We start from the raw sequence: 25,464 nt of genomic DNA, 5'->3' as shown, positions 1-25,464 counted from the left end.
CACAGGTACCTGGACCCGCTCGTCTCCACGGCGCTGTGTGGTCTTGAGGCCCCGGAGCGCTTTCTTCAACTCAAGGTCGAGTCCTGCATCAGAGGCCGGCACTGGGTCGCAATCCAGCCCCAGCCTCTGGAAGGTGAGTGTTGCAAAGTCCATTAGAGGGTCACGCCTGTGGTTCGGGACAGCCAGTCGTGGGCGATCTGTTCGGCCGCTTCACCCAGTAGGCGCGGGGCCTCCCTCATGCAGACTTCCGGCAGCGGTTCGAAGTCCGTCAGGGCATAGACGCGGTCCAGCCCTGCCGTCCGGATCTGCGCCTCTCCCAGAGTCGTGCGCCCGACGACTGCAACAACTGTCGTACCATGGCGCTTTGCAAGTGCCGCGATTCCGACAGGCCCTTTACCGCGCAGGCTCTGCTCGTCCAGTGAGCCCTCACCGACGATGACCAGGTCGGCTTCCCTCAGCGCAGGACCGAGGGTGGTCAGTTCCGTGAGAACTTCGACGCCGGAGCAGAGCCGTGCTTCGGCGATGGCAAGGGCTGCAAATGCTGCCCCTCCGGCGGCGCCAGTGCCTGCTACTAGGCTCAGATCGCGGCCCAGTGTGTGTGCGATGAGGCGTGCCCAGTGGCGGAGAGAGCGTTCGAGCTGTTCTACCGTTCGAGCGTCGGCGCCCTTTTGCGGTCCATAGACGGCGGCAGCGCCGTCGTCCCCGGTCAAGGGGTTGTCTACGTCGCAGGCCAGGATAAGGTCCACTGCCCGGACCCGGGGATCGAGGCCGCTAAGATCTATCTCGGATGCAGAGTGCAGACCTTCGCCTCCTGGGGCTATTTCCGTCCCTGCCGCGTCTGTGATGCGGACACCGAGTGCCTGTGCGAGGCCGGCACCGCCGTCGGTGGAGGCGCTTCCCCCGACGCCCAAAATGATGCGCCCTGCTCCCCGGTCGAGAGCGTCCTTCAGCATCTCCCCCACACCGCGGGTAGTTGATTTTCCCGCCGTCTGGACGTTGGGTCTGCCCGGGAGCAGGGCAAGCCCCGATGCCTCGGCGAGCTCCAGGACTGCTGTTCCAGCATCGTCCATGGCATAAGTCGCCTCCACTGGCTCGCCCAACGGACCTGTCACCTGGACTGCGACGGGCGAGAAGCCGTTCGCGAGGGCAAGCTTGACGGTCCCCTCTCCCCCGTCGGCAACAGGGTGCCGAAGGATTCTGCTGTGCGGCGAGACGGACTTGATGGCGCGCGCCAGTACCTCTGAAGCCTCTTCGGCGGTGAGCGAACCCTTGAATTTGTCGGGCGCCACGACGACGAGGGGCCCCGCCCCTGTTTCCTCGGTCACCGGGTCGCCTCGTGGTGGGTTCGCACAAGGTCCAGGTACCGTTCGGCATTGGCCCGGATCCCGGCGCGTTCGTCTTCAGTCAGCTGCCGGCGGGCTTTGGCGGGAACGCCGGCTATCAGGGTTCCCGGTTCGAAGGTGGCGTCCTCAAGTACCACAGCTCCGGCCGCAACCAGACATCCGGGTCCGATCCTTGTCCCATTGAGCACTACTGCGCCCATGCCGATCAGCGATTCGTCGCCGATGTGGCAGCCATGCAGAATGGCCCGATGCCCAACGGAGACCCTCTCCCCCACTTCGACCGGAAATCCCCGGTCAGCGTGGAGCACGCATCCGTCTTGAATGTTGCTGTCAGCGCCCACAGTGATGGTGTCCCCGTCTGCCCTGAGGACCGATGCGTACCAGACGCTCGCACGGGCTTGGAGGGTGACTGAGCCGATGATTGTTGCATTGTCGGCGGACCATGCTTCGGGGTGGATGGTGGGCTTCCGGCCACCGAGACTCATCCGCTTCTGTTCCAGGACGGTCATCAGATGATTGCGACGGGGTCAAGCATGGAGCCTGTCGCTCCTTTGACCTTGATGGGGAGGGCAACGAAGAGGAATTCATATACGCGGTCCCGGGCAAGGTCTTCCAGGTAGATCGACTCGAACAGGTAGATGGCGTTTTCGATAAGCAGGAGTGTATGGACAGGCTGGGGGTTGGCCGGAGACCCGGGGTCGGGAGCCGGCTGAACCTCGAAGGTCTCCGTGTCACTTCCGGCGGCAACGACGCCCTGCTCGAGCAGCCACCGGGCCGCGCTGATGTCGGGTCCGGCGGTCACGTGCCGGGCCATGCGTTCGGGGTCGGGCCATTCGCTCATATAGCCGGTGCGGATCATCACGACGTCACCGGGGGTGATGGTGACGCCCTGGTGCCGGGCGACGGCTTGGAGTTCTTCGGCGTTGACGGGTTCATTGGCGGGAAGCGCGTTGATGCCGCGGTATCCGGGGACGTCGAGAAGGATGCCGCGGCGGATGAACGGCGGGATCTTGCTGCCGTCACCCACTGTTGGACCCCTGTCGCCGAGGCAGGTTCCTGCTGCGGCCCCTCCGTACCAATGGTCATCGTCCCCGATGGTCATGTGGGCGAGTGCGTCGACGTGAGCGCCGCTGTGCGAAGTACCGCTCATAACCTCGGCCATGTAGCCCAGATTTACTTCATTGACCTCCCCCCAGGGCTTGACGCCGTCCCCGCGCAGGCCGGCCGGGGTGCGGTACATCGATACGTCGAAGGGAGGGTGGGCGCCGAAAACGGGCATCCCGGTGAAGCGTGGCACCGAAAGGGAGTACAGCCGACCTTGCCTCGGTAGCTGCAGCGCAGCCAACAACTCGTTGGGGGATTGGTGGGCTGCTGGTCCTTCTTCAAGGAACTGGTCTGTCTGGGTGCTCATGGTGGTCCTTTCGAAAGGTCAGGTTTGCATGGAGTCGCGGATCTTGATGGCCCGCCGCAAATGCGCACCTGGAGGGCGTCAGGGCGCCTCGGGCAGTAGCTTGATGCGAACGGTGCGGTCCTCGGTTACTTCGACGTCAAGGCCAGCCAGCCACTGTGGTTCCCCTGGCTCTTCGCCAAGGGATTCACGGGCTACTGCTCGGAGAACGGGTGAGTGCGTGACAGCAACGGTGAAGACCGTGTTGTCGTCGCGGTCCGCGAGGCTTGCCGCGAATGCGTTGATTCTCCGGGCGACGGCCGCGGCGTCGTCACCAGGCGGGTTCTCGTGGCGGACCCACCATCCGACACGGTCGGGGGCCTGGAGCCACTCTCGGTAGAAGTCGATCCGGGCAATGTCCGCTTCACTCAGGCCAGGTACCTGAGCGGCAAAGGCTGCTTCGCTGCTGACCATGTCAACACGTGAACCGGCAAGGTACAGATCGGGGTTCCGCAAGGCAAAGGCGACTCCGTCGTCCTGTACCTGCGCACCTGCTTCGCGGGCGCCTTTTGCTACTGCCTCGGCTGTCTCCCGGGTGCGTCGCGTGGCACCGCTGATGACGCGGATGAGGCCGCCGTTTGCCTGCTCGGCAAGCCGTCGCCCCACTTCGACTGCGGTTTCCAGGCCCGCGGCGGTGACAGGCACGTCCCCGCGATGGGATGCGACTTCACCGTGGCGAAGCAGGAAGAGTTGATGGCTCATAGGGTCCTCCGGAGGTGGTACTTCTGGCTGGCGTATTGGTCCCGCAGCAGGGATATCGATGTTTCGGGGCCGGTACCCCTGCTGCGGAACGGATGAGAGGTGGAGCTGCTTACGCGTTGGTAGTCTCGGCGACAGAGGGTTCTGCAGCCTCTGCCTTTGCGGCCCATTGCTTCAGGAACAGTCCGAAGACGGCGTCCGCGAAGGCGTCATCGTTGATGTTGTTGTCCATTTCGATCAGTTCGACGCCAGCGTCTAGCCCGGCACGCAGTGAGTCAAACAGAGGCGAGGTGTCAACACCGTGCCACTGGCTGCCTTCTACGAAGTAGTTGTCCAGGCCAAGCAGGGGGAACGCGACCGCCTTGGGGCCTTTGGCGCGGTTCACGTGGTCGGCGATGTACGCACCGAGGCGGCGCATCTCTTCCGGTGTCGCCAGAAGGGATGTGACGTTCGGGTTGTGGATGATGATGTTTCGCTCCGGCGTGGCGTACTGCTCGGGGATGGTGTCAAAGGCGCCGAAGTTGAAGCATTCTGCTGCACCGGGAACGACTACCTGGGGGATTTCTTTGCGGATGGCGGCTTCCATGCGCTCCATGCCCGGGTCGAAGATGCCCTTGTTCCAGTGGTTGATGATCTCGGGCAAGGTGAAGTCGATCAGGCCATCGATTACGCCGACGTCGATAAGGTGTTCCATCCCGGCGCCTTCCCCGACGGCGTGGAACGTGACGACTTCGAAGCCGTGCTCCTCCAGGTTCTTGCGGATGCGCATGACACCGGGTGTCGTGACGCCGAACATGGAGATCGCGATCAGCGGCTTGGAGAACAGTGCGTGGGACTTTGTCACCTCGTACCCGCGGGCCATTCCTGCAGCAGCGTTGGCGGCGTTGGTCAGCACGAGCTTCGAGATGCGGTTCAGGCCGGCGATGTCGGTCACAGCGTTCATCATCAGCATGTCGGAGTGGCCGACATACGGGCGGGTATTGTTGGACGCCATGGTGCTCACGATGAGTTTCGGAACACCCATGCCAAGGCCCCTGAAGGCCTTGCTCAGCAAATCGGTCCCTCCGGTGCCGCCCAGGCCCAGCACAGCGTCGATCTTGCCCTCATTACACAGTTCTTCGAGGACAGACTTCAATCCGAGGCTCATGTTGGTGATGGCCGAATTGCGGCCGCCCGAGCCTCCCTCGACCCCTCCCGAGAAGGAAGCCAGGTCGATGCCGGCACGTTCTGCGACTACGGAGGACGGGACATCCGGCTCGAAATATGGCTCACCGAGGACACCGCAGTCCACAACCAGGACGTCGACGCCGGCCGCGAGGAGTGTATTGCGAACGAATTCGTACTCGGTACCCTTGGTGTCCAAGGTTCCGGCCAAGCAAACAACGGGCTTACGAGACATGATGTCTCCTTTCTTGGTTTCCCAATCAGGCTTATCCGCATCGGTGGGGATAGCCGTTCGCCGCCTTGGCGGCATTTTTCATTCAGTCGGGCTGACCGAGATCGGCTGCTTGCAGCCCCGCCCAGACAGTTTCGGGGGTTAGCGGCAGGTCGCGGAACACGACGCCGGTCGCGGCCGCCACCGCCGAACCCAGTGCTCCAGCCGTGCACAACAGCGCGCCTTCGCTGATTCCCTTGGACCCGTACGGTCCTGGACCGTCGTGGTTCTCGATGGCAGCGCTGATGAGCTCCACCGGCACATCTTTGAAGGTCGGAATTCGGTAGTCCAACGCCCCAAGGTTTCGGATCCGGCCATGGTCGTCTATCAGCAGCTGCTCCATCTGACTATGACCGAGACCCATGATTGCGGCGCCCTCATCCTGGGAGACGACCTGCAGCGGGTTGAGCTCGGTGCCCACATCGCTGACAGTGACGTGTTTCGTGAGAAGCAGCTCACCTGTCTCGCGATCAACCTCGACCTCGATTGCGGTGGCGTTGAACTCATAGAAGGCGGCGTCCCCGCCCAGCGGGTGATGCCCCTTGCCTCGAAGCCGCCTGGTTCCCTGGCCGATGAACTCCCCGCGTAAACTTCCCAGTGCCGCACGCGCCGCTTCCGGAAGGCTCACCTCACCGTCGCGAGTTACCAGGAGACCAGGCTTTTCGGAGAGCTGCTCCTCTGGTATCCCGTGCGTCTCTGCGTACAGCTCCAGCACGCGGCGACGGACATCCTGGCACGCAAGTACGGCCGCCGAACCCATGAAGACCGTCGAGCGGCTGGCGGAAGTCTGGAGGTCAAACGGTACGGTGCTGGTATCCCCGCTGACGACGCTGACCTTGTCCAGTTCCACGCCGAGTTCATCGGAAACGATCTGCTGCCACAGCGTGCGCGCTCCCTGCCCCATGTCGGACGTGCCGGCGTAAACGATGGCGCTTCCGTCGAAGAGCAGCCGGACCAGGCTCTGCGAGAGTCCGGAGGTGGCACCGGGCTTGATGCCGACGGCGATGCCGCGGCCGCGGTTGGGGGCCAGCGGCTGATCCCATCCGATGAGCTCGGCTGCTTTTTCCAGGCTCTGGATCCATTCACCGTCAGCCTTGGCTTCACATTCTCCGCGAACGAAGGCTTCCCCGTTTCCAACGAGGTTGCGACGCCGGATTTCAAGGCCGTCGAGGCCAAGTGCCCGCGCACCAGCGTCCAGTTGAGATTCGGTCGCCCACGTCACCTGGGGGCTGCCGTATCCCCGAAAGGCGGTGCTTGGCGTGGTGTTCGTTAGGACGGCACGGCCGGCAACCCGGACAGCAGGCATCCGGTAAGGTCCTGCCGCAACGTAGGTTCCTTTGGACATTACCCGGGGGGCGACGTCCGCGTAGGCCCCGATCAGGAAATCTGCTTTGACTTCGTGGAACGTGAGGTGCCCCTGCCCGGTGAAGCCAGTGCGCGCGGTGATCCGGCATCCGGCCCGGCGCATGCTCTGGAAGGTTTCCTCCAGCGACAGAATCAGGCGGCAGGTCCTGCCGGTGCGAAGAGCCAGGATAGCCACTAAAGGTTCCAGCTTGGGATTCTGTTTGCCGCCGAAGGCGCCTCCAGGATCGGGCGCGCAGACCCGCACCTTATTCAGCGGAAAACCGAGCAATTTCGCCAGGGTCTGCTGCAGCAGGTAGGGGTGCTGCACAGGAGAATAGACCTCGATGCCACCGTTGTCGGTCGGGATCGCAACGGTGCCGCCCGGCTCAATGGGAAAGTGGGTGACCATCGGGAAGGTGTAGGTGTTTTCGACAACCGTGGCTGTTCGTTCCTCTTCCGCGGCGATGTCGCCCCACGTGTAGAGCGCATCCTTTATAACGTTGGTGTCCGCCAACGGATCGCCAGGTCGAAGAGCCGGGTCCTGGACCAGGTGCGCTTCTGGTGCCAGGGCGGAATCGAGCGTGTAGACGCCAGGGAGCTCATTGAAGTCAACATGAACAGCGCGGGCGCCGGCGTATGCCGCCTCGGCGGTCTCGGCCAACACGGCAGCGACCGGCTCCCCATGGAAGTTCACTCTTCCATCGGCAAGAACAGGGCGGTCCTGGTGTGATACTCCAAACCGCGGCATGGGGGACGGAAGGTCCACCCCGGCCACAACGTCCACCACCCCTGGGATCCGTAGCGCAGCCGCCTTGTCGATTCCCGTGATCTCGGCGCAGCCGACGGGAATGGTGACCAAGGCTACCTGGAGGGCGTTGGTGAACTCCAGGTCGGCGACGAAGCGCTGAGCGCCGGTAGTCCGGTCCTCTCCGCCGTACCTAAGCACGGGCTGGCCTACGTTACGGCCGGATACGGTGCCATCACCATGAGCGTGGGACGGGGCCGTGTGCTGTAGTGCTTCAGTCATGGCCACAGGTCCTCCGGGCAGCTGTAGCCTGCACGGCGCAAACTATCCGCTCGTAGCCGGCGCACCGGCACAGGTTACCGGACATGCCCTCGCGGATTTGCTCCACCGAAGGCCCGGGGTTCGTGCGGAGCAGGTATTCCGCAGATACGACCTGCCCGGGGATGCAGAAGCCGCACTGGACTGCGCCTGCGTTGAGGAATTCCTCCTGCAAATCGCTCATGCCGTCCTGGGAAAGGCCCTCGATGGTCGTGATCTCGCGGCCATCGGCTTCCGAGCAGAGAACAAGGCAGGAGTTCACCGCCCGGCCGTCCAGGAGGATGGTGCAGGCACCACACTCACCTTCCGCGCAGCACTTTTTGCTGCCGGTCAGTCCAAGCTCGTCACGCAGGCCGTCCAGCAGGGTGCGTTCTGTCGGCACGAACATGGATCGTTCACTTCCGTTGACGGTGCACGTCACGTTCTGCTGATCAGTGCTCGCCGGTGGTTGGTTCCCGGTGGTGCTTGTCACGATGCCATCTCCTTGTTGTTTCTGCGGTTTGCCGCTGTCAGGACCGCGCGTTTGGTCAGGGCGCGGAGCGTGGCGATGCGGTATTCCCGGCTGCTGCGCACGTCGCTGATCGGTGTGGCGAGCTCCAGCAACTCATCAAGGACCTTGATAAGGGCCGGGCCGTCTTCAAGGGCAAGCGGATCTGTCTGACCGGTGAGCAGTGGGCGGGGGCCGACGGCGCCCAGCCCCAGGAGGAGCTTTCCGTCGGCGCTGACCTGAGCAGCGACGCTGACCGTAGCAATATCAACCCCCCGCCGCCGGGTGAGCCGGCGGGAGGCCGATCCGCTTCCTTCCTCCGGCCGCGGAAGGTGAATTTGAGTGACGATCTGTCCGGGGCTGCATTGCGTTCGCCTTGGGCCAAGGAAGAACTCGGAAATCGGAACGGTTCGCTCTCCGTCTACGGAGGCTATTGTCACGGATGCGCCCAGGACCAGGAGCGGCGGAGCGGTGTCCGCTGCCGGGGAACCGTTGCAGACGTTGCCGATGAGACTTGCCCGGTTGCGGATCGCTACGGATCCTACGCTGCCTGCAGCTTCCACCAGTCCCGGGTACCATTCCTGGACCACGGGATGCGTGATGAGTTCAGTCATGGTGAAGGTGGGGCCGATGCTCACTCCGGCGTCGGTAACGGTGATCGGCGTGGGGAGGTCCTGGGCGTTTTTGAGATCAACGATGAGATCCGGCTGCAGCGTGTGGTGCCGCAGCCCGACTATCAGGTCAGTTCCGCCGACGAGGATACGTCCGCCTTCACCTGCCGCGGCAAGGGCAGCAAGGGCGTCCGCCACACTGGCGGGCCGATAGTACTTGGACATCGTCGTCCTTTCTTTTCCGGTGCGTCCGGGTCAGGGTTCGATGATGATCTTCAGCGCGCCGCTGGAACGGTCGTTGAAGGTGTTCAGTGCCGTCTCGTATTCCGCCAGGGGGAAGCGGTGGGTGATCAGGTCCTTGACCCGCATCCGGCCGTTGGCAATAAAAGGTATGACACGGCGCATCTCGCCGGCGGAGGCGCGCGAGCCGACAAGTTCGAGTTCGTTGAGCACAATAGGCTGAATAGTCAAAGCAACGGCTTCGGTCGGGATGCCGACCATGGCGCAGCGCCCGCCCTTGCGGAGCATTTCCATTGCCCAGGTCAGGGTTTCCGGCACACCGGCGCATTCGAGGACAACATCGGCGCCGAGGTCCTCGGTCAGACGCCGGACGTCCGCGACCGGGTCGCCGGCGTTTGTGTCAACGGTCTCGAAGCCCATGGCGGCAGCTTTTTCGAGGCGGTGTCCACGGCCGACGATGATTACCCGGGCCGCGCCACAGATGAGCGCTGCGTCGCCGGCAAGAAGCCCGATGGCCCCGGCGCCGGTCACGGCGACCGTATCGCCGGGCTTGATGTTGCCCCGTCGTGCCACGTGCAGTGCGATGCTGGCCGGGTCGACCAGTGCACCCTCTTCGAAGGAGACACTGTCCGGCAGCCGGAAGATGCACTTGACGTTGTGGACCGCGTAGGTGGCATCCACGCCCTGGACGTTGTGGCCGTACTGCTCGTGCAGCCCGGCCTTCCCGTAGTTCTCACAGATGTTGTACTGGCCCTCGACACACTTCTGGCACGCCCCACAGGCGTTGTGGCTGGTACCGGCAACACGGTCGCCGACGTTCCAGCCATACGCCTCAGCACCGGGGCCAAGAGCCACGATCTCACCTGCCCATTCATGGCCAGGGGTGAAGGGGAAGGCCAAGGGCCAGAATCCCGGGTAGTCGCCCCGGATCAGGTGTGCGTCGGTGCCACAGATGGCGGTTGCCCTCACCCTGGCAAGGACTTCGTTGGCTCCCGGCTGGGGCACGGCCCTGGTTTCGATGCCGAGAACGTTCGGCGATTGCACGACAAGGGCTTCCATCGTTTCTGTCATTGATCTCTTCCTTGAGTCAGTTCACATTTTCCGTCGCCGGCCCAATGGGGTTTCAGCGGGGAATGTGATCGGGATTACTTTGAAGCTTAGGCTTCATCGGTGACCCTGTCAAACGATTATCGATTATCTAGGGTTTTGAATCAGTGTTGCAGTAAATAGGGTTACCAGCGAGAGGCTAGGTCAGCCCACTTCCTTGGGCTGGTAATGGTCTTGGATCAGCTTGCTGACGTTGAGCTGGTGCTCGCGGGCGGCCTTGGACGCACGTTCGGCATCGCCGTCGCGCAAAGCGTCGAGGATGCCAACATGCTCCTGAAGCAGGTCGCGCACATCCACGTTGGGCAGGTTCAGGGTGATGAAGGTGCGTCCGAACGGAGCGAGGTGGTCGAAAGCCGACACCACTGCTTGATTCCCGGCAGTCTGAGCGATAACTCTGTGGAACTGGACGTCAGCTTCCGTGACGGCGAGGAAATCGCCGGAGCCAAGGCTGGCCAGCATCGCATCAACCAGATCCTGAAGGCTTGCCAGAGTGGATTCGCTCATCACGCCGGCGGTCAGCCGGGCAGCCAGGGCGTCGATTTCCGCGCGAACTATACTGACATCCGCCAGTTCCTTGGCGCTCGGCATGCGAACGCGCGCCCCTCGCCGGGGATGAATCGTAATGACGCCTGCTGCGGCCAGATCGCGCAGCGCCTCCCGGATGGGCGACTGGCTCATTCCCAGCTCCTTGGCCAACTGCAGCTCGACAATTCTTCCGCCGGGCTCGTACTGTCCGCTCATGATGCGGTCCAGCAGGAGCCGCTTGACCGTGGTTGATAGAAGCTCGTTGCTGTGCTCAGAAATCCCTGGGCTGGCAGTCATCGTAAGGCACCTCTCATCGGCCTCGAGCGGCCTGCGGCTGACGTCGAGGATTATCGTTTATTTCACAAGTCTCTCAGATCGAGGCGACGGCGCGCCTCTTCCGGAGTGGCCGGTTCCCTGTGAAGCAGGCGAGCGATGGATGTTATCCTTTCGACCTGCGCAGCATTGGTCTCGGCCAGCTTCCCGGGACCGTCCCACAGCGAGTCCTCGATGCCCACGCGGGCGTTGCCGCCGAGGGAGAGGGCGATGGCACCGATACGCATCTGCGCAGAGCCGGCACCCAGCACTGACCACTCAAAGTCATTACCGAAGAGGCGCTCGGCAGTGCGGTGCATGTGGGCAATGTCCTCGATGTGGTTTCCTGTCCCCCCGAGGAGGCCAAAGACGGTCTGGATGAATAGCGGCCCACGCACGAGGCCGCGGTCAAGCATGTGCGCGAGGTTGTAGAGGTGCGATGTGTCGTAACACTCGAATTCGAACCGGGTGCCCTGGTCACCGCACGTCTTGAGGATCCGCTCGATGTCGGCAAAGGTGTTCTTGAAGACGATGTCCTTGTTGCCGAGGTACTCCCGCTCCCAGTCGTGCTTCACTGAAGGATAGCGGTCAAGCATGGGGAACAAACCAAAGTTCATGGATCCCATGTTCAGCGACGCCAGTTCCGGAGCCAGTTGGACGGCCGGAGCGATGCGCTCCTCGACCGTCATCGCCGGGCTTCCTCCGGTCGTGAGGTTGATGATCACATCTGACTCGTCCTTGATGATTCCGAGCACTTCCTTGAACAGCGCCGGATCCTGGACCGGGCGACCGTCCTTCGGATCGCGAACGTGCAGATGGACGATGGCAGCCCCGGCGCGTGCGGCGCCAAGCGCGGCCTCGGCGATCTCCTCCGGCGTGATGGGCAGCCAGGGCGACATGGTCGGGGTGTGAATCGCACCGGTTGGTGCGCACGTGATAATTGCGTGATGGGCAGCTCTGGCCATGGTGGTACTCCTCCTGTAGACTAACGATAATCGATTATAACGCGATAGCCAGCCGAAGACCAGAGCTCAACGGGTTCAGGTGTTAAGGCTGATCAGGAACGGCAACATGCGAGGGTGAGAAGCAATGCGCGAGATACTTGACGACCTTCTTTCCTGGTGGCGGGCTGGCCACACGGTCGGGATGGGCACCGTCGTGGCTACCTTTCAATCCGCACCCAGGCTACCGGGCGCCTCCCTTATCGTGGGTCCGGACGGAGAAGCCGTCGGCTCGGTCTCGGGCGGATGCGTCGAGGGTGCTGTCTACGAGCTAGCACAGTCGGTGGTGGAGAACGATGCCCCCGTTCTGCAACGGTACGGCGTGAGCAGCGAAACGGCCTTCTCCGCCGGACTGACGTGCGGCGGCATTCTCGATGTATTTGTCGAGCCCATAAACCGTGAGACCTTCCCCGATCTGGAGTCAGTTGCCAGGGATGTGGACGAAGGACGCCCGGTGGCCGTCGCCACCGTAATAGAGCATCCCGACCCCGAGCGGCTGGGTGCCAGGCTGATAGTAAGGCCTGAAGGAGAATCAACCGGCACCCTTGGCGGCGCCGTCCTCGATGACGCGGTAGGCGATGATGCGCTGGGCCTGCTGGGGCTGGGCCACAACGGCACGTTCACCTACGGTCCTCACGGCGAGCGGCTCGGCGATGGTGTCAAGGTCTTCGTTTGGGCCTTCGCCCCCGCGCCGCGCATGCTCGTGTTCGGAGCCATCGACTTCGCCGCAGCGGTTGCCAGCATCGGCTCCTTCCTCGGCTATCACGTCACCGTCTGCGACGCCCGCCCGGTGTTCGCAACCCGCGCCCGGTTCCCGTCCGCCGATCAGGTCATCGTCGACTGGCCCCACCGGTACCTGCGCAGCGAGGCCGAAGCAGGCCGCATCGACGGCCGCTCTGTTCTCTGCGTACTCACCCACGATCCGAAATTCGATGGGCCGCTGCTGGAGACGGCGCTCACTCTTCCTGTGGCCTACATCGGTGCCATGGGATCCCGACGTACCCACGAAGACCGCCTGGGCCGGCTCCGCGAGGCTGGAGTCAGCGAAGAACAGCTGCGCCGGCTGTCGTCGCCGATTGGGCTCGATCTTGGTGCCCGAACCCCTGAGGAAACAGCCGTCAGCATCGCAGCCGAAATCATCGCTCACCGCTGGGGCGGGACCGGGACCCCCCTGGGCAGCACCAGCGGGCGCATCCATCACGACATGTGGGCAAAAGCACCGGGGGCGCTTACGCCGGTCCTCAACCACATCGAGTCCTCCACGTGAAAGTCGCCCCCGTGACGGGACCATCAGCGCCAGAAACCCCAACGTGCACACCCGCCGTGCCGGGGAAAACAGCATCACCCACCCCCCTCGGCATGCCAAGCATCCGCCCCGGCCCGGAACGTGAACCCGATGCGGTACCGCCGCTCCCCCGCCGTGAAGCACCCGACGGGCTATGGGACCGGTACGGGCGGCGCGCCACTGACATGAGGTTGTCCCTTACCGACAGGTGCAGCCTGCGCTGCACCTACTGCATGCCTGCCAAAGGCCTCGAATGGATGGCCAAGCAGGCAGTCATGACCGCCGAGGAGATCATCCGGACCGTCCGCCTCGGCGTCAGGGAGCTTGGCATCCGTGAGCTGAGATTGACCGGCGGAGAGCCCTTGGTGCGTGCCGATCTCTTTGACGTCATATCCGGGATCCGTGCCAATCATCCGCACCTGCCGATCGCCATGACCACCAATGGTGTCGGACTCCAAACGAGGGCGGCCCCGCTGAAGGCAGCCGGACTGACCAGGATTAACATCTCCCTCGATTCCCTGCACGAGGAGACCTTCAAGCGGCTGACGCGCAGGCCGTTCCTCACCCAGGTTCTGGCCGGAGTAGATGCTGCCCGTGATGCCGGGCTCGGACCCGTCAAGCTCAACGCCGTCCTCATGCGCGGCATCAACGACGCCGAAGCGCCAGAGCTGCTGCGCTGGTCACTGCAGCAGGGGCATGAGCTGCGCTTCATCGAACAAATGCCCCTGGACGCAGACCACGGCTGGAGCCGATGGGACATGATCACCGCCGCGGAAATCCGCGAGCTTTTGTCGACCGAGTATGTCCTGACAACCGACCCCGGCCACCGGGATGGGGCCCCCGCTGAGCGGTTTCAGGTGCGGCGCCGCGACTCCAGCCGAGGCGGCATCACAGGCCCGGCGCTGGGAACGGTCGGCATCATCGCCTCAGTGACAGAACCCTTCTGCGGCGATTGCCGCCGCACCCGGATCACTGCAGACGGAAAGATCATGAGTTGCCTCTTCTCCCGCCAGGAAATCGATTTTGTCTCGCTCATGCGGCAAGGAGCCACGGATCGCGAGCTCGCGGAAAGATGGCAGGACGCAATGTGGGCCAAGCCCCGGGCCCACGGCATGGACCACACCGGCCTTGGCACAGAGGATTTTGTTCAACCGGATCGCAGCATGAGCGCCATAGGAGGCTAACCAGTGCTCGTACGTTATTTTGCTGCCGCATGCGCAGCCGCCGGGGTCGAGGAGGAAGACCACCCCCTGCCCGAGGGCACCAGCCTGGAAACACTGCTGGCAGCTGTACTGGCGGTCCACCGCCCGGAACCTCCGGCAGGAACGGCGCCCCTCTCGCGCATACTGCAGCGATGCAGCTTCCTGAGAAATCAGGTCGCCCTTCGTGACCCCACTGCAGGCCTCGGGACAAGTGACGTCATCGATGTCCTGCCACCCTTCGCCGGCGGATAGAACCCTGCAGCGGCAGACCGGCCGCAGCAATTGAACAGGGAATGAATCAGAAGGAGCGGCCAATGAGCAGAGCAGAAACGCAAATCCAGGTCATAAGGACCTCACTGGCCACCGAACCGATCGCCGTGGAAGAGGCAATCGCCGCTGTCGGGTCAGAAAGGGACGGTGCCGTTGTCAGCTTCAGCGGCGTCGTCCGCAATCACGATGGAGGCAAGGGTGTTGAGCAGCTGAGGTACTCCGCCCATCCGATCGCGGAGCAGGTGCTCAGAGAGGTAGTTGCAGCCCTCGTCCAAGAGAAAACCGGCGCGGACAGTCAATCCTTGCGGATCTGGGCCGCACACAGGGTTGGCAGGCTTGAAATTGGCGACTCCGCGCTCGTGTGTGCCGTGGCCGCGCCCCACCGGCAGCAGGCGTTCGAGGTCTGCTGTGAATTGGTGGACCGGATCAAGGCGCAGGTCCCGATTTGGAAAGAGCAGTTTTTCAGCGACGGCACCACAGAATGGGTCTCCTCAGGGGGCTAACGTCCGGCACTGTCCAGCCCTGGATACCGCTCGCGCACAGCCTCCCCCGGGGCCCGCGACATCGCGGCTGCGGAAGCCCAACAGCCGAGCCGAAGCAAAGAGTCATAGGGCTGCATCGCCATGCCTGGAGACCCGTTCCTTGAGGCCCGAGACAAATAGCTGGCTGGGCCCAGATTCACCCCAACAGTGTGCAATATCGGCTCAAAGCCTTGTGAGTCCAGTCACAGCCCTGTACAGTCGCAGTCAGATTATCAATTAACGATAATCGGTGAAGTGCTTCCCCTCCCGCTCCAGTTCCGCTAAGGCAATGCCGGCAAGGGCAAAAATTACTGAGCGGCCCTGCGTTGGCTCAGGCCCAAAGGACGGACGTCGGCAGATGCCGCAGGGAGGGGCCACCGCCTTCCACCCCCTCAACTGATCAACGATGCTCTCTTGAAAGCAAGGAACAACTATGAAGGCTCTTGTAATTATCGGTATCACTGCAGGCGTTCTTGCCGGCTTCTGGGCCGAGTACAGCACTCCCCTTGGACTCATCACCTGGGTCGGATTTTTGTCATGGGCGTGCTTCTTCGCGGCGGGAGGCAAGCGGACGGGGCTTCTCAAGACCATCCCTGCGAACCTGACCGGTGTCCTGTGGGGCGCCGCAATGGTGTGGGGGGCGTCAACCCTGCCGATTCCCGGGGCCCTGGGAATCTCGGTCGCCATCGCTGCCTTCGCCATGTGCATCCAGGCACGCTGGAGTGTCCTGAGCTTTATCCCGGGGGCGTTCGCCGGGACCGCGGCATACTTCGGAAATAACCTCGACCTTCTAAGCACGTCACTGGCGCTTGTTATCGGTGCCTGCCTTGGTTGGATCTCCGAATTTGCTGCCGGCCTCATCATGAATGCCGGCAGCACGAAAAGCGACGCCACTGCGACTCCCGACGCAGCTGCCGCAGCCCACAACTAACGAGTGAAGCGCCGGCGGGGCCACCAATTCCCGGCGGCGCTTTGCCGCCAGCCCCTGCGGGCACCGGCCACGGGACAACCCCGCTCCGGCAGGAATCCGGCCCCTGCGCCTACAAGCCCGAGGAAGGCAAGGCAGGGGCTCAGCGTTTGATCTTCTCGGATAGGGCGTGGGCGTGGCGCAGCAGCAGGCGCCCAAGGACGGGACGCCGTTCGGCTGAGAAACGGGACTCTATACCGGTGATGCTCAAAGCCCAGGCAGGCTGCCCGGCGGCGTCGAACACCGCCGCTCCCATGCCCCAACTGCCTTGAACGAGAAGCCCGGGATTGGTTGAATATCCCGCCGCGCGGGTCTCTTCGACCCGTTGGCGGATGACGTCCGCAGCGTGTTCGGGGCCAAAGTGTTCTTCCAGTCGCGCGCGGGCAAGGTACCGCTCGGCCGCGTCCCGCGGCAGGAACGAGAGGATAACCAGGCCCGCGGATGCGACGCCGAGAGGGAAGCGCTTGCCCTCGAAGAGAACGAAGGAACGGATCGGGAAGCTGCCGTCCTGGCGCAGCACGCAGACAGTTTCGTCGCCGCGTCGGGCCGACAGGAAGGCGCTCTCACCGGTCTCTTCAGCAAGGGCCCGGACGTGGTCGCGGGCCAGTTCGGTGATGTCATAGCGCTCCGCGGCGATAGACCCCATGAGGTAGAGCTCGGGCCCCAGGTGCCAGCGGCCCGCCTTGGAATCATGGTCCAGGAACCCCTCGACCGCCAAAGATGACAGCAGCCGATGGGCCGTGGGGCGCGCCAACCCGGTGGCGCGGGCGACCTCTGTCGTCCCGATCCCGCGGGGCATGGCTCCGCTGACGGCTCGAAGAACCTGGCCGATGCGGCCGACGACTTGGGCCCCGGGAAGCGATGCACTCATGTCTACATTATGGACGCTTTGGGCCACCCTGACCACAAGGCGACCAATAAACCGTCAAGGGCACATTCTCATTGACCGCAGTTCCGAGCAGGAGCTACGGTTCATGACAAACCTCACACAGATCATATAGTGGACGAACGGGAAAATATGATGGCAGAAAAACTTTGGGGCAGCGCCGCAGAGGCACTGGCCGGAACCATCCAGGACGGAATGGTCCTCGCCGTCGGGGGATTCGGCCTCAGCGGCATCCCCCGGGACCTCATCGAGGCGGTACGCGACAGCGGCGCGCGCAACTTGACTGTCGTATCCAACAACATGGGCGTGGACGGCAAGGGACTGGGCTTGCTGCTGGAGAACCAGCAGGTGAGCAAGGTTCTGGCTTCCTACGTTGGGGAAAACAAGCTCTTTGCAGAGCAATACCTGGCAGGCACGCTCGATGTTGAATTCGTTCCGCAGGGAACCCTAGCGGAGCGTCTGCGCGCTGGCGGAGCAGGCGTCCCCGCCTTCTACACTCCCACTGGCGTTGGCACGCCAATCGCGGAGGGTAAGCCTGAAGCAGAATTCGATGGCCAGCGTTGCATCCTGGAACGCGGCATCGTTGCAGACGTCTCCTTGGTCCGCGCCCACCAGGCAGACCGCGAAGGTAACCTCCGCTACAGAATGACTGCCCGCAACTTCAACCCCCTCGTCGCAGCGGCCGGCCGAATGACCATCGCTGAAGCCGAAGAAGTGGTAGACGGTTACCTGGACCCCGAGGACGTCATCACACCAGGGGTCTTCGTGCAGCGAGTGGTGCGCGTCGTCAACCCGATTAAAGACATCGAACAGCGGACCGTACGGGTCCGCGCGGAGGTATGAATACATGTGGACCCGTGATGAAATGGCGGCCATCGCCGCCAGCGAACTCGAAGACGGCCAGTATGTGAATCTGGGCATCGGAATCCCGACGCTGGTGGCCAACCACCTGCCCGAGGGCGTCCGCGTTACTCTCCAAAGCGAGAACGGCCTGCTGGGCATGGGCCCGTTCCCCTACGAAGGCGAAGAGGACGCGGACCTCATCAACGCCGGCAAACAGACCGTCACCGTTCTCCCGGGCGGCAGCTTTTTCGACTCCGCTGTCTCCTTCGGCATGATCCGTGGCGGACACGTACAGACCGCCATCCTCGGAGCCCTGCAGGTGTCAGGGGCAGGAGACCTGGCTAACTGGACCATTCCAGGAAAGCTCGTTAAGGGTATGGGCGGTGCCATGGACCTTGTCGCCGGCACCCCGCGCGTGATCGTAGTTACCGACCACGTGGCAAAAGAAGGTACCCCGAAGATCGTGTCCGAGTGCGACCTTCCGCTGACCGGTGTTGGCGTTGTCGACCGCATCATCAGCGACCGTGCAGTCTTCGATGTAGTGGACGGCGCTCTTGTCCTGCGCCAAATTGCCCCAGGGCATACCGTCGAAGAACTTCGCACTCAGACCGGGGCGGCCTTCACCGTTTCCCCCGAGCCGGCTTCCGGTGATCCCGGGGCACTCCGGGAGGCGGAAACCCCTGAGTCCGCATCCGAGACCGTCGGGGCAGACGCATGAGCGCCCTGATCGCCGGCTACGCCCGGACACCCTTCGCCCGGTTCAACGGACAGTTCGCCTCCATCCCGGCCACAGCCCTTGGCTCTCACGCGATCGCGGCAGCGCTTAGCCGTGCCGGCGTAAATCCGCAGGAAGTCCAAAGAGTGATCGCCGGACACGTCCTGCAGGGCGGAGCGGGCCAAAACCCCGCCCGACAGTCTGCCGTAGCGGCAGGAATCCCCTTGAGCGTCCCGGCAATCACGCTAAATGCAGTGTGCCTCTCGGGCATCGAGGCCGTCGCTTCCGCCGCACGGCTGATCGACAGCGGTGAGGCGGACATTGTCGTAGCGCTCGGACAGGAGTCCATGTCCTTGGCTCCTCACGTGTTCAACGCGAGGGCCGGACAAAAGTACGGAGCATTGCAGGCCGTGGACACACTGGAAATCGACGGCCTTACTGACGCCTTCGAACGCCGATCGATGGGGATCTCCACCGAGGACGGCAATACCGACTACGGTCTGGACAGGGCAAGCCAGGATGCATGGGCGGCGGTCTCGCACCAGCGTGCCCAGGCACATGCCGCCTTCCATGCCCAAGAAATAGCCCCTTACACGATCACCTCACGCCGTGGAGATAGCGTAGTCGCCGGTGACGACGGAGTTCGGAACGGGACGACGTCCGAGTCACTCGCAGCCCTGCGTCCGGCCTTCAGCAAGGAAGGGACCATCACGGCCGGAAACTCGTCGCAAATCACAGACGGCGCCGCCGCATTGGTCCTCGTCAGCCAAGAAGCTGCTGCAAGGTTGGGCCTATCCCCAATCGCTGCAGTGGAATCGCATGCCTTCGTGGCCGGGCCCGACGTGCGGCTGCACGACCAACCCGCCAATGCCATCCTGGCCGCACTCAAGAAGGTCTACGCCGGAGTGGAAGACCTGGCGGCCGTGGAGATCAACGAGGCGTTCGCCGCCGTGGCCGTCCAATCGGTCCGCACACTCGGAATCAGCCCCGATATCGTCAACACCCGTGGCGGCGCGATCGCCCTCGGGCACCCCATCGGAGCCTCAGGCGCACGCATTGTCGGAACACTGGCACGGCAACTTGCCGAGCAAGGATCGGGTGAGCTGGGCGCCGCGGGAATCTGCGGTGGAGGCGGACAGGGATCCGCTCTCGTTCTCAGGTCGCTCTAATCCGATGACTACGAGCGCGAAGCTTTTGCCTGAGCAACTCAACAGGCCCACCCAGTATGGCTATCGGAGATCGGTAGTGGCGAACTGGTGCGAGCTCATACCAGGTGACACCGTGCTGCTGCTCGGCCCCGTGGCCGAGCAGAGCCACAGGGGAACCGTAGACGCCATTTTGGCGGACGGCACCGTCATGTGGCTACTACTGGAGCATGCAGGCGGTCGGAAACTATTCCATCACGTCGATGGATACCAGACATTCGTCGATCCTGTCAGTACCTGAGGACCAGTGATCAGGAAAATTCTTCAGACTCCCGGCGCTGGCGCGGACACGCAACACGCAACCCGAAAGTCGGGGCCAGCGCCGGGCCTCCAACTCGTCCCCTGGCACGTCACAGGAGATGCCATTATCCCGATGTTGGCTATCGAGGCCTGCACCCTTCGACTGTAGGGTCAGGGGTGGCGCTGATTTTGGTGGGGTCAATGAGCCTCAGGTCCAGCGCGGCCTTGTGGCCGGCCGACGAGACTCTGCGTCCAGGACTTAGGGTTTGTGTCCTAGCCCCACGCGGGCTGACTACTTGTTCAGGTTGGGATCGTGGAGGTCATGCTCGCGGATATCGGCAGCGCCCAGAAGACGCTCTGCAGGGATGTCACCATGAGGATGCACGCGCATGCTCAACTCGGGGTGGTGCAGGCCCAGGGGCGGGACGCTCTAAACGGATCCGGGGCACGGAGGTGAAGTTGTGCCGCGGTGGCGGGCAGGACGTTGCCCATTCGAGCGAAGCGCCGAAGCCCCAAGGGTCGTCCACCGTGACCTTCTTCGTCCCCGGCTGGGCCCATCACGCACCGACCCTTGCCGGCCTCCAGAGGCAGGGCCTGGTCGGTGTACGGGTGTGCTTCCCGGCCGGTTGATTGCCGGCACGGATGGACATCCGGGTCACCTGCACGTTCGTGCTGGTCCAGGCGCGGAAGGTGCTGTTCAGGGTGATGGCCTTCTGGATGTCGAAAGAGTTGGGCCGGGCGCCGGGGACGACGACGGTCATACTCTTTTCCTGTTCTTTCCGTTACGGAGGGTGCACTAGTACGTCCGCCCGTGAGTCGTGCGGTCAGGCAGTTATGAAGGCGGACGCTTCATCCAGGCGACGAATGTCGGAAGCGCTGAGCCTCAGCGTGGCAGCTGCCATCAGGTGGGGCAATTGCTCGGCCGTGCGGGCGCTGGCAATGGGGGCTGCAATGTTATTTCGTGTCAGGAGCCAGGCCAGAGCTGCGGTGGCGATGGCCGTATCCCGTTGTCCGGCGATGTCCTCGAGGGTGGAGATGACCCGCAGGCCAGCGTCGCTGAAGTAGGTTCCTGCCATCTCTTCTCGTGGGCTTCCGACCAGGTCTTGTTGGGTCCTGTACTTGCCGGTGAGAAAACCGCTGGCCAGTGACCAGTAAGGAATGACACCGAGGTCGTAGGCGGCAGCAACGTCCGCAAGGCCGTCCTCGAACGCTGCCCGGTGCACCAGGTTGTAGTGCGGTTGCAGTGCGACCGGACGGGCGTAGCCGTTTTCGTCCGCAACCCGCATCCATTCGCGTACCCGGTCAGCGCTGTAGTTGGAGATCCCGATGTGGCGGACTTTTCCGGCGATGACGAGATCGTCGAAGGCCGCGACCGTCTCCTCCAACGCGGTCGCTTCGTCATCAAAGTGCGCGTAGTACAGGTCTATGTAGTCGGTCTGGAGACGGCGCAGGGAAGCGTCAGCCGCGGCCTTGATGTTTCGCCTGGAGAGTCCGGGGAAATCGGGGTGTTGACTGACTTTCGTTCCAATGATGAGTTCTGACCTGTTGGTACGGCTGGCCATCCAGTCTCCGATGATGGCTTCAGACTCACCACCGGCATTTCCTCCCACCCATGCGGAGTAACTGTCCGCGGTGTCGATGAAGTTCCCGCCCTGGGCTGTGAACGCGTCGAGGACGGACTTGGACTCTAATTCGTCCGATGTCCACCCGAACGTGTTTCCGCCCAGAGCCAGCGGGAAGATCGTCAGGTCTGAATGTCCGATGGTGTTCATGGGAATCCTATGCTGTGGTGGGTGTGGTTAGTCGGAGAGTTCGTCGATCAGTTTGATGTAGTCCGGTGTCAGGACGGGACCCGCGTTCAGGGTGCCCTGGCCGACGGCGCTTTCGTTGTGGCGCCGTGCCGAGGGGCCGATCGCTGATGCGGGCGGCGGCCGCGTCGTCCTTCCGGGCGGTCTGCCCGCACCCGTCGCCGGTGGGTGGAACATACGCTTTGATGTTCAACCGAGGCTAGTCGTCGTGGTGGTTATGCCGTGACCCTTCCTGCCCTGATCCGGCCACGCAGTTGTTTCCATATTTGTGGTGCATGCGCAGGTCAAGACACAACATGTTTGCTGCTCATCTTGCCGACGGGATCCGGTGGGAGGCCTCCACGCGATCGGGTTGGTCGGCGATATAAGCGCAGGCATGATTTTTCAGGAGACGTCCGGCGGTGGAGGCGTTCCCCGCGTCCAAGGCGTTCATAATGGCGTCATGTTCTTCTACGCAGGCGTACAGGTCCACGCCTGGTTGGCCCGCCCCAATCAGGGTGAGCATTTCTATTCCGACCGCATTCCATGCCCGGGTCAATGCCGTGTTATTCGCACTGTCCACGATGCTGCGGTGAAACTGAGTGCTGTGGAAGCAGAGAGCAGCAAGATCTCTGTCCAGCAGGGCTGCGCGCATCCCGCCCAGTGAGGTTCGAAGCTGCCTTGTATTGCCCTTCAACTGCGGCGCGGCCAACTGTCCGGCTATGTCCTCCAGCGCAGCTCGTATTATGTGGGCCTGACGAATCTCTTCACTATCGATCCTCCGGACCCGGCAACCTTTGTTGGGCGCAGATTCGAGAAACCCCATCGCAGAAAGCTCGCGCAGCGCTTCCCTCACCGGCGTTTGGCTGGTCCCCAACGTCCGGGCTACTTCCGCTTCCGTCAGTCGCTGTCCTGGAACGTAGGTGCTGTCGACAATCCTGGCAGTGATATGTTCACGGATTCTCACGCGAAGAGGAATCGCAATGTATGGGGCAGATTGTGCTGCCGATTGGCCTCCTGACGTCCACTGCCGCATCTCCGCAGAGGGCCAGCCTGTATGGGTTCTCATTTTTTCCTCACTGTTAGATGAGCCTAACCATCCAAGATTCTGCATCATCGATTATCTATAATCGTTTATAGACTATGAACGAAGGAGGCAGGCTATGCCCGAAAGTGACATCCGGCGCCCGGCTGTGGTCGCAGTGACCCTTGCTCTAGTTATGGATCTTCTCGATACGACCGTGGTCAATGTTGCGGTGCCAACCATGCAGGCGGAGTTCGGCACCGGACCCGGGATCACCCAATGGGTTGTTACTGCCTATCTGCTGGCTATTGCAGTGGCAATGCCGATGAGTAGCTGGATCAGCCGCCGACTGGGGCAGGGCCGCGCCTTTTATGCCGCCCTGGGTTTGTTCTCGGCGTCATCGGCCCTCACGGGCCTGGCCTGGTCCTTGCCTGCACTCACTGTCTTCCGGGCGATGCAAGGGCTGGGCGGGGGCATCCTTCTTCCGACCGGTATGGCGCTTCTTTTTGCAGCATTTCCCGCGGCCGAGCGAACCAAGGCCTCGGCGCTCATGTCTGTTCCGGCATCACTGGCGCCCGTGCTCGGCCCGCTGATCGGAGGCTGGTTTGTGCAGGACATCGGCTGGCGTTGGGTGTTCTTGCTCAACGTCCCGGTTGCGGTGGCCGCCATGCTGGCTGCAAAGCCTCTGCTACATCTTCGGACCGGGGATGACAAAGCTGCATTCGACACCGTTGGTTTTCTTGCTGTCTCGGGCGGCCTTGTGCTGCTTGTTTTCGGACTTTCAAGGGCAGAGAACAGCGACGGCACCCTTCTTGTCCCCGCCGCAATGGCGGCCTCACTGGTGCTCTTGGCCACGTTCACAGTGAGGCAGCTGCGCCGACACCGCCCTCTGATTAACGTGCGCTTGCTCGGACGGCGGGAACTTTGGAGCAGCAATCTTGTCTTTATGCTGACCTCACTGTCTTACGGCGGGCTGCTCTTCGTCCTTCCGATGTATCTTCAAGGTCCGCGAGGCATGTCTCCCTTCTCAAGTGGGCTGGTTACGTCGTTGCATGCGGTCGGCATTCTGCTGGCCAGTCCCTTCTCGACGCGATTCACACGCCGCTGGGGATTGACAGCTCCGCTGGTAGCCGGACTGGGTATCATAACTGCCGGCGACGCCGGGCTGGCTTTGACAGGACCGGACGGGCCACTGTGGGTGACGGCGGGCCTGATACTGGTAGCCGGTGTTGGGTTTGGGGCAACGATTATCCCGTTGCAGACTGCAACGGTTGCCGGGCTCGATGGTCTCGAGCTATCGGACGGATCGACCATGGTCAACATGGCCCGGCTAATCGGCATGGCCCTTGGCGTTGCCGCCGGAGCTGCTGTCCTCAATGCATTAACGGGCAACGCTACCCCGGGCGTAGGGTTCGCCGGTGGCTTTATCCTCATATCGGCGGCTGCAGCCCTGGCGGTCATCCCAAGCCTCCTGTTCAGGGAACCGGGATCCGCTCCGCAAGGTGCAGCACGCGCTCGGCAAGGAGCTTGAAGCAAACGGAATGGCAGGAGTGCCGAGGGGGCTTATAGGTATTTACGTTGTCGGTAGAGCATGAGCTGCCGTGGGTGGTGGCTAAACCGTCTCATACTCGGGGGTGCCAGCAGCCCAAGTATTTGGACGGTCTGCAAGCAACAAGGGGACTCGCCGCCGCGGAAAGCCCTCCCACCGCGGCGGCCGGTGGATGAGCATCTGGTCGATGTACTCCAATCCCAATGTTGCAAGGGACCCGTCGATCCCGGCGGCGGCATCGTAGTCCTTGATCTCGGCGGCCAGCTTGGTCGAGACGTCGTCAAGATAATAGCGCAGAAAAACCCCGGAATCTCGGGGATTCCGGGGGTCTTGTCTGTAGCACTGGGGAGGCTCGATCTCCCGACCTCACGATTAGCTGGAGATTGACTCCATAGTGACTAGTTAAGGTCCCGATGTACTGCAAGCTAGGGGTGGACTCGGGGCAACCCGATTTGTTCCACTCGTGATAACTCAGCGCATCTCGTCGTTTTCGTTGGGTAAACGTTGGCTGTTGGACAGAACTTACTGACGACGACGAGCCTCGTCGACCATGCCCTGAGCGATGCCGCGGAGCTCGGACGCCGAGGGCTCGTAGGCCCCCGTTCGGCGTATTTCTCGCCTTAGCTTTTCCGTGACGGTCGTGACACTGTCCGTCGGCTCAATGTTGACAATCAGGCCATCCAGCTTCTCCACGCCGTCGCTAAGCTTCCGCAGACTCTTGCTGAACTCTTCCAACCCCGATATTCCGGCCATGACCTGTCCCCTTTCATTCGCCAGCCCAGCGCCGGCGACATGAGGCTCAACGTACAGCACGGGGCAGACTTATCTGCTTACCTTCGGCTGCCTCTTGCTATAGTCCTCGACGCCGGCCCAGGGGATCCTGACGTGCTAGGACTGCCTACCGGCGCCTGTCTTGTAGGCGTTGGGGAAGTCCCGGCCGGGTCATGGTCCGGACGGTCTCGGAGTGGAGGTTTTGGCTGTCAGCATCCTCTCGGACTGTCATGTCCGGCTCGCGGCCGGGGATTCCGTTGCTCATGAGCCAAAACTTACATCGCTTCACGGCGGAGGCTGTGGTGATCCGTATGCCTCCGGCGAGGCTCCCCAGAGTTCCGCCAGGTTCCCCACCCAATGTTCCCCAGACATAGCTAGAGTGTCAGCGAAGGCCTTGACCGCAGGGTCCAGGTATTCGTAGTCGGGTTCAGTCTCCTCAAACTCAGAGCGCCGGATGACCTGTGACGGTGCCGCCAGCGCCTCGTCGAGCATCCGGCCGACCGCTTCCACATCTATCTTCTCCATTGTGTGGACGTTAGCCACTGGCACTGACAATGACGCGTTCCACTGCCCTGCGAATAGCAC

Annotated in this window: 27 protein-coding genes and 1 pseudogene; 9 read left to right on the top strand and 19 right to left on the bottom strand. The window is 62.8% G+C overall.

The genetic code is table 11. The annotated features are described in order from the left end of the window. Window positions 1–152: 152 nt before the first annotated feature. From B5X90_RS09660 to B5X90_RS09610, 11 genes are all read right to left on the bottom strand, one after another. Window positions 153–1,325 (bottom strand): glycerate kinase, encoded by a 1,173-nt coding sequence (locus tag B5X90_RS09660; RefSeq protein ID WP_079552362.1) that lies wholly within the window; start codon window positions 1,323–1,325, stop codon window positions 153–155. Next, window positions 1,322–1,852 carry a gamma carbonic anhydrase family protein gene (locus B5X90_RS09655; RefSeq protein ID WP_179129095.1) on the bottom strand — a complete coding sequence of 177 codons (531 nt, stop codon included), beginning with the start codon at window positions 1,850–1,852 and terminating at the stop codon, window positions 1,322–1,324. Before B5X90_RS09655 ends, B5X90_RS09660 begins: the two co-directional genes overlap by 4 nt. Next, the gene (locus B5X90_RS09650) at window positions 1,852–2,754 is read right to left on the bottom strand and encodes a cyclase family protein (protein WP_079552360.1); all 903 of its coding nucleotides are present in this window, start codon (window positions 2,752–2,754) and stop codon (window positions 1,852–1,854) included. Before B5X90_RS09650 ends, B5X90_RS09655 begins: the two co-directional genes overlap by 1 nt. A gap of 78 nt (window positions 2,755–2,832) precedes the next feature. Then, entirely contained in the window at window positions 2,833–3,492 is a 660-nt protein-coding gene (locus B5X90_RS09645) for a phosphoglycerate mutase family protein (RefSeq protein WP_079552357.1), read from the bottom strand. Between the two features lie 109 nt (window positions 3,493–3,601). Then, entirely contained in the window at window positions 3,602–4,888 is a 1,287-nt protein-coding gene (locus B5X90_RS09640; RefSeq protein ID WP_079552355.1) for a Tm-1-like ATP-binding domain-containing protein, read from the bottom strand. Between the two features lie 82 nt (window positions 4,889–4,970). After that, window positions 4,971–7,295, bottom strand: a complete 2,325-nt coding sequence (locus tag B5X90_RS09635; RefSeq protein WP_079552495.1) for a xanthine dehydrogenase family protein molybdopterin-binding subunit — start codon at window positions 7,293–7,295, stop codon at window positions 4,971–4,973. Next, a complete protein-coding gene (locus B5X90_RS09630; RefSeq protein WP_256860150.1) occupies window positions 7,288–7,803 on the bottom strand; it encodes a (2Fe-2S)-binding protein in 516 nt (171 codons plus the stop codon). The genes B5X90_RS09635 and B5X90_RS09630 overlap by 8 nt, the downstream gene beginning before the upstream one ends. Continuing rightward, window positions 7,800–8,654: an FAD binding domain-containing protein gene (locus tag B5X90_RS09625; RefSeq protein WP_079552351.1), complete on the bottom strand. Its 855-nt coding sequence runs from the start codon at window positions 8,652–8,654 to the stop codon at window positions 7,800–7,802. Before B5X90_RS09625 ends, B5X90_RS09630 begins: the two co-directional genes overlap by 4 nt. Before the next feature lie 30 nt (window positions 8,655–8,684). Continuing rightward, window positions 8,685–9,740 (bottom strand): zinc-dependent alcohol dehydrogenase, encoded by a 1,056-nt coding sequence (locus B5X90_RS09620; protein WP_079552348.1) that lies wholly within the window; start codon window positions 9,738–9,740, stop codon window positions 8,685–8,687. A 180-nt stretch (window positions 9,741–9,920) separates the two neighbouring features. Next, the gene (locus tag B5X90_RS09615) at window positions 9,921–10,598 is read right to left on the bottom strand and encodes a GntR family transcriptional regulator (RefSeq protein ID WP_079552346.1); all 678 of its coding nucleotides are present in this window, start codon (window positions 10,596–10,598) and stop codon (window positions 9,921–9,923) included. 62 nt (window positions 10,599–10,660) lie between these two features. Then, window positions 10,661–11,578 (bottom strand): 3-keto-5-aminohexanoate cleavage protein, encoded by a 918-nt coding sequence (locus B5X90_RS09610; RefSeq protein ID WP_079552343.1) that lies wholly within the window; start codon window positions 11,576–11,578, stop codon window positions 10,661–10,663. Between the two features lie 124 nt (window positions 11,579–11,702). Here B5X90_RS09610 and B5X90_RS09605 point away from each other — a divergent pair, with 124 nt between their 5' ends. The 5 genes from B5X90_RS09605 to B5X90_RS09585 all read left to right on the top strand — a co-directional run bounded on the left by B5X90_RS09605 (window position 11,703) and on the right by B5X90_RS09585 (window position 15,823). Next, window positions 11,703–12,881: an XdhC family protein gene (locus B5X90_RS09605; RefSeq protein ID WP_079552341.1), complete on the top strand. Its 1,179-nt coding sequence runs from the start codon at window positions 11,703–11,705 to the stop codon at window positions 12,879–12,881. A 92-nt stretch (window positions 12,882–12,973) separates the two neighbouring features. Continuing rightward, a complete protein-coding gene (gene moaA, locus B5X90_RS09600) occupies window positions 12,974–14,083 on the top strand; it encodes a GTP 3',8-cyclase MoaA (protein WP_079552338.1) in 1,110 nt (369 codons plus the stop codon). Between the two features lie 3 nt (window positions 14,084–14,086). Then, window positions 14,087–14,353 carry a MoaD/ThiS family protein gene (locus B5X90_RS09595; protein ID WP_079552335.1) on the top strand — a complete coding sequence of 89 codons (267 nt, stop codon included), beginning with the start codon at window positions 14,087–14,089 and terminating at the stop codon, window positions 14,351–14,353. Window positions 14,354–14,415: 62 nt separating this feature from the next. After that, window positions 14,416–14,874: a molybdenum cofactor biosynthesis protein MoaE gene (locus tag B5X90_RS09590; RefSeq protein ID WP_079552333.1), complete on the top strand. Its 459-nt coding sequence runs from the start codon at window positions 14,416–14,418 to the stop codon at window positions 14,872–14,874. A gap of 451 nt (window positions 14,875–15,325) precedes the next feature. Then, complete coding sequence (locus B5X90_RS09585) at window positions 15,326–15,823, top strand: DUF1097 domain-containing protein (protein ID WP_079552331.1); 498 nt, start codon at window positions 15,326–15,328, stop codon at window positions 15,821–15,823. Between the two features lie 139 nt (window positions 15,824–15,962). Here the strand turns inward: B5X90_RS09585 and B5X90_RS09580 are convergent, their stop codons facing one another. Next, window positions 15,963–16,730: an IclR family transcriptional regulator gene (locus B5X90_RS09580; RefSeq protein ID WP_079552493.1), complete on the bottom strand. Its 768-nt coding sequence runs from the start codon at window positions 16,728–16,730 to the stop codon at window positions 15,963–15,965. 150 nt (window positions 16,731–16,880) lie between these two features. Between B5X90_RS09580 and B5X90_RS09575 the strand changes: the two genes are divergently transcribed. Genes B5X90_RS09575 through B5X90_RS09565 form a run of 3 tightly spaced genes read left to right on the top strand, consistent with a single transcriptional unit; the run spans window position 16,881 to window position 19,472 of the window. Beyond that, window positions 16,881–17,588, top strand: coding sequence for a CoA transferase subunit A (locus B5X90_RS09575; protein ID WP_079552329.1), 708 nt, complete (start codon window positions 16,881–16,883; stop codon window positions 17,586–17,588). Between the two features lie 4 nt (window positions 17,589–17,592). Then, window positions 17,593–18,306, top strand: a complete 714-nt coding sequence (locus B5X90_RS09570) for a CoA transferase subunit B (RefSeq protein WP_079552327.1) — start codon at window positions 17,593–17,595, stop codon at window positions 18,304–18,306. Next, window positions 18,303–19,472 (top strand): acetyl-CoA C-acyltransferase, encoded by a 1,170-nt coding sequence (locus tag B5X90_RS09565; RefSeq protein ID WP_079552324.1) that lies wholly within the window; start codon window positions 18,303–18,305, stop codon window positions 19,470–19,472. Before B5X90_RS09570 ends, B5X90_RS09565 begins: the two co-directional genes overlap by 4 nt. Window positions 19,473–20,040: 568 nt before the next feature. Here B5X90_RS09565 and B5X90_RS21600 read toward each other — a convergent pair. From B5X90_RS21600 to B5X90_RS09535, 5 genes and pseudogenes are all read right to left on the bottom strand, one after another. After that, window positions 20,041–20,287: pseudogene (locus B5X90_RS21600) on the bottom strand (cytochrome ubiquinol oxidase subunit I); the annotation flags it as partial. 18 nt (window positions 20,288–20,305) lie between these two features. Further along, window positions 20,306–20,509, bottom strand: coding sequence for a hypothetical protein (locus B5X90_RS09550; RefSeq protein WP_079552320.1), 204 nt, complete (start codon window positions 20,507–20,509; stop codon window positions 20,306–20,308). A gap of 63 nt (window positions 20,510–20,572) precedes the next feature. Beyond that, entirely contained in the window at window positions 20,573–21,520 is a 948-nt protein-coding gene (locus B5X90_RS09545; protein ID WP_079552318.1) for an aldo/keto reductase, read from the bottom strand. Window positions 21,521–21,547: 27 nt separating this feature from the next. Beyond that, a complete protein-coding gene (locus B5X90_RS09540; protein ID WP_079552316.1) occupies window positions 21,548–21,733 on the bottom strand; it encodes a hypothetical protein in 186 nt (61 codons plus the stop codon). 130 nt (window positions 21,734–21,863) lie between these two features. Then, window positions 21,864–22,652, bottom strand: a complete 789-nt coding sequence (locus tag B5X90_RS09535) for a GntR family transcriptional regulator (RefSeq protein WP_256860148.1) — start codon at window positions 22,650–22,652, stop codon at window positions 21,864–21,866. A 46-nt stretch (window positions 22,653–22,698) separates the two neighbouring features. Here B5X90_RS09535 and B5X90_RS09530 point away from each other — a divergent pair, with 46 nt between their 5' ends. Then, complete coding sequence (locus B5X90_RS09530; RefSeq protein WP_079552311.1) at window positions 22,699–24,090, top strand: DHA2 family efflux MFS transporter permease subunit; 1,392 nt, start codon at window positions 22,699–22,701, stop codon at window positions 24,088–24,090. Between the two features lie 540 nt (window positions 24,091–24,630). Here B5X90_RS09530 and B5X90_RS09525 read toward each other — a convergent pair. Both B5X90_RS09525 and B5X90_RS09520 read right to left on the bottom strand, forming a co-directional pair. Continuing rightward, window positions 24,631–24,921: a hypothetical protein gene (locus B5X90_RS09525; RefSeq protein WP_143264700.1), complete on the bottom strand. Its 291-nt coding sequence runs from the start codon at window positions 24,919–24,921 to the stop codon at window positions 24,631–24,633. A 243-nt stretch (window positions 24,922–25,164) separates the two neighbouring features. Next, on the bottom strand, window positions 25,165–25,404 hold the full coding sequence (locus B5X90_RS09520) for a hypothetical protein (protein ID WP_143264699.1): 240 nt from the start codon (window positions 25,402–25,404) through the stop codon (window positions 25,165–25,167). Between the last annotated feature and the right edge of the window lie 60 nt (window positions 25,405–25,464).

This window comes from Arthrobacter sp. 49Tsu3.1M3, from assembly GCF_900168135.1.
GTDB lineage: Bacteria > Actinomycetota > Actinomycetes > Actinomycetales > Micrococcaceae > Arthrobacter.
This window is presented reverse-complemented; position numbering and strand designations above follow the sequence as displayed.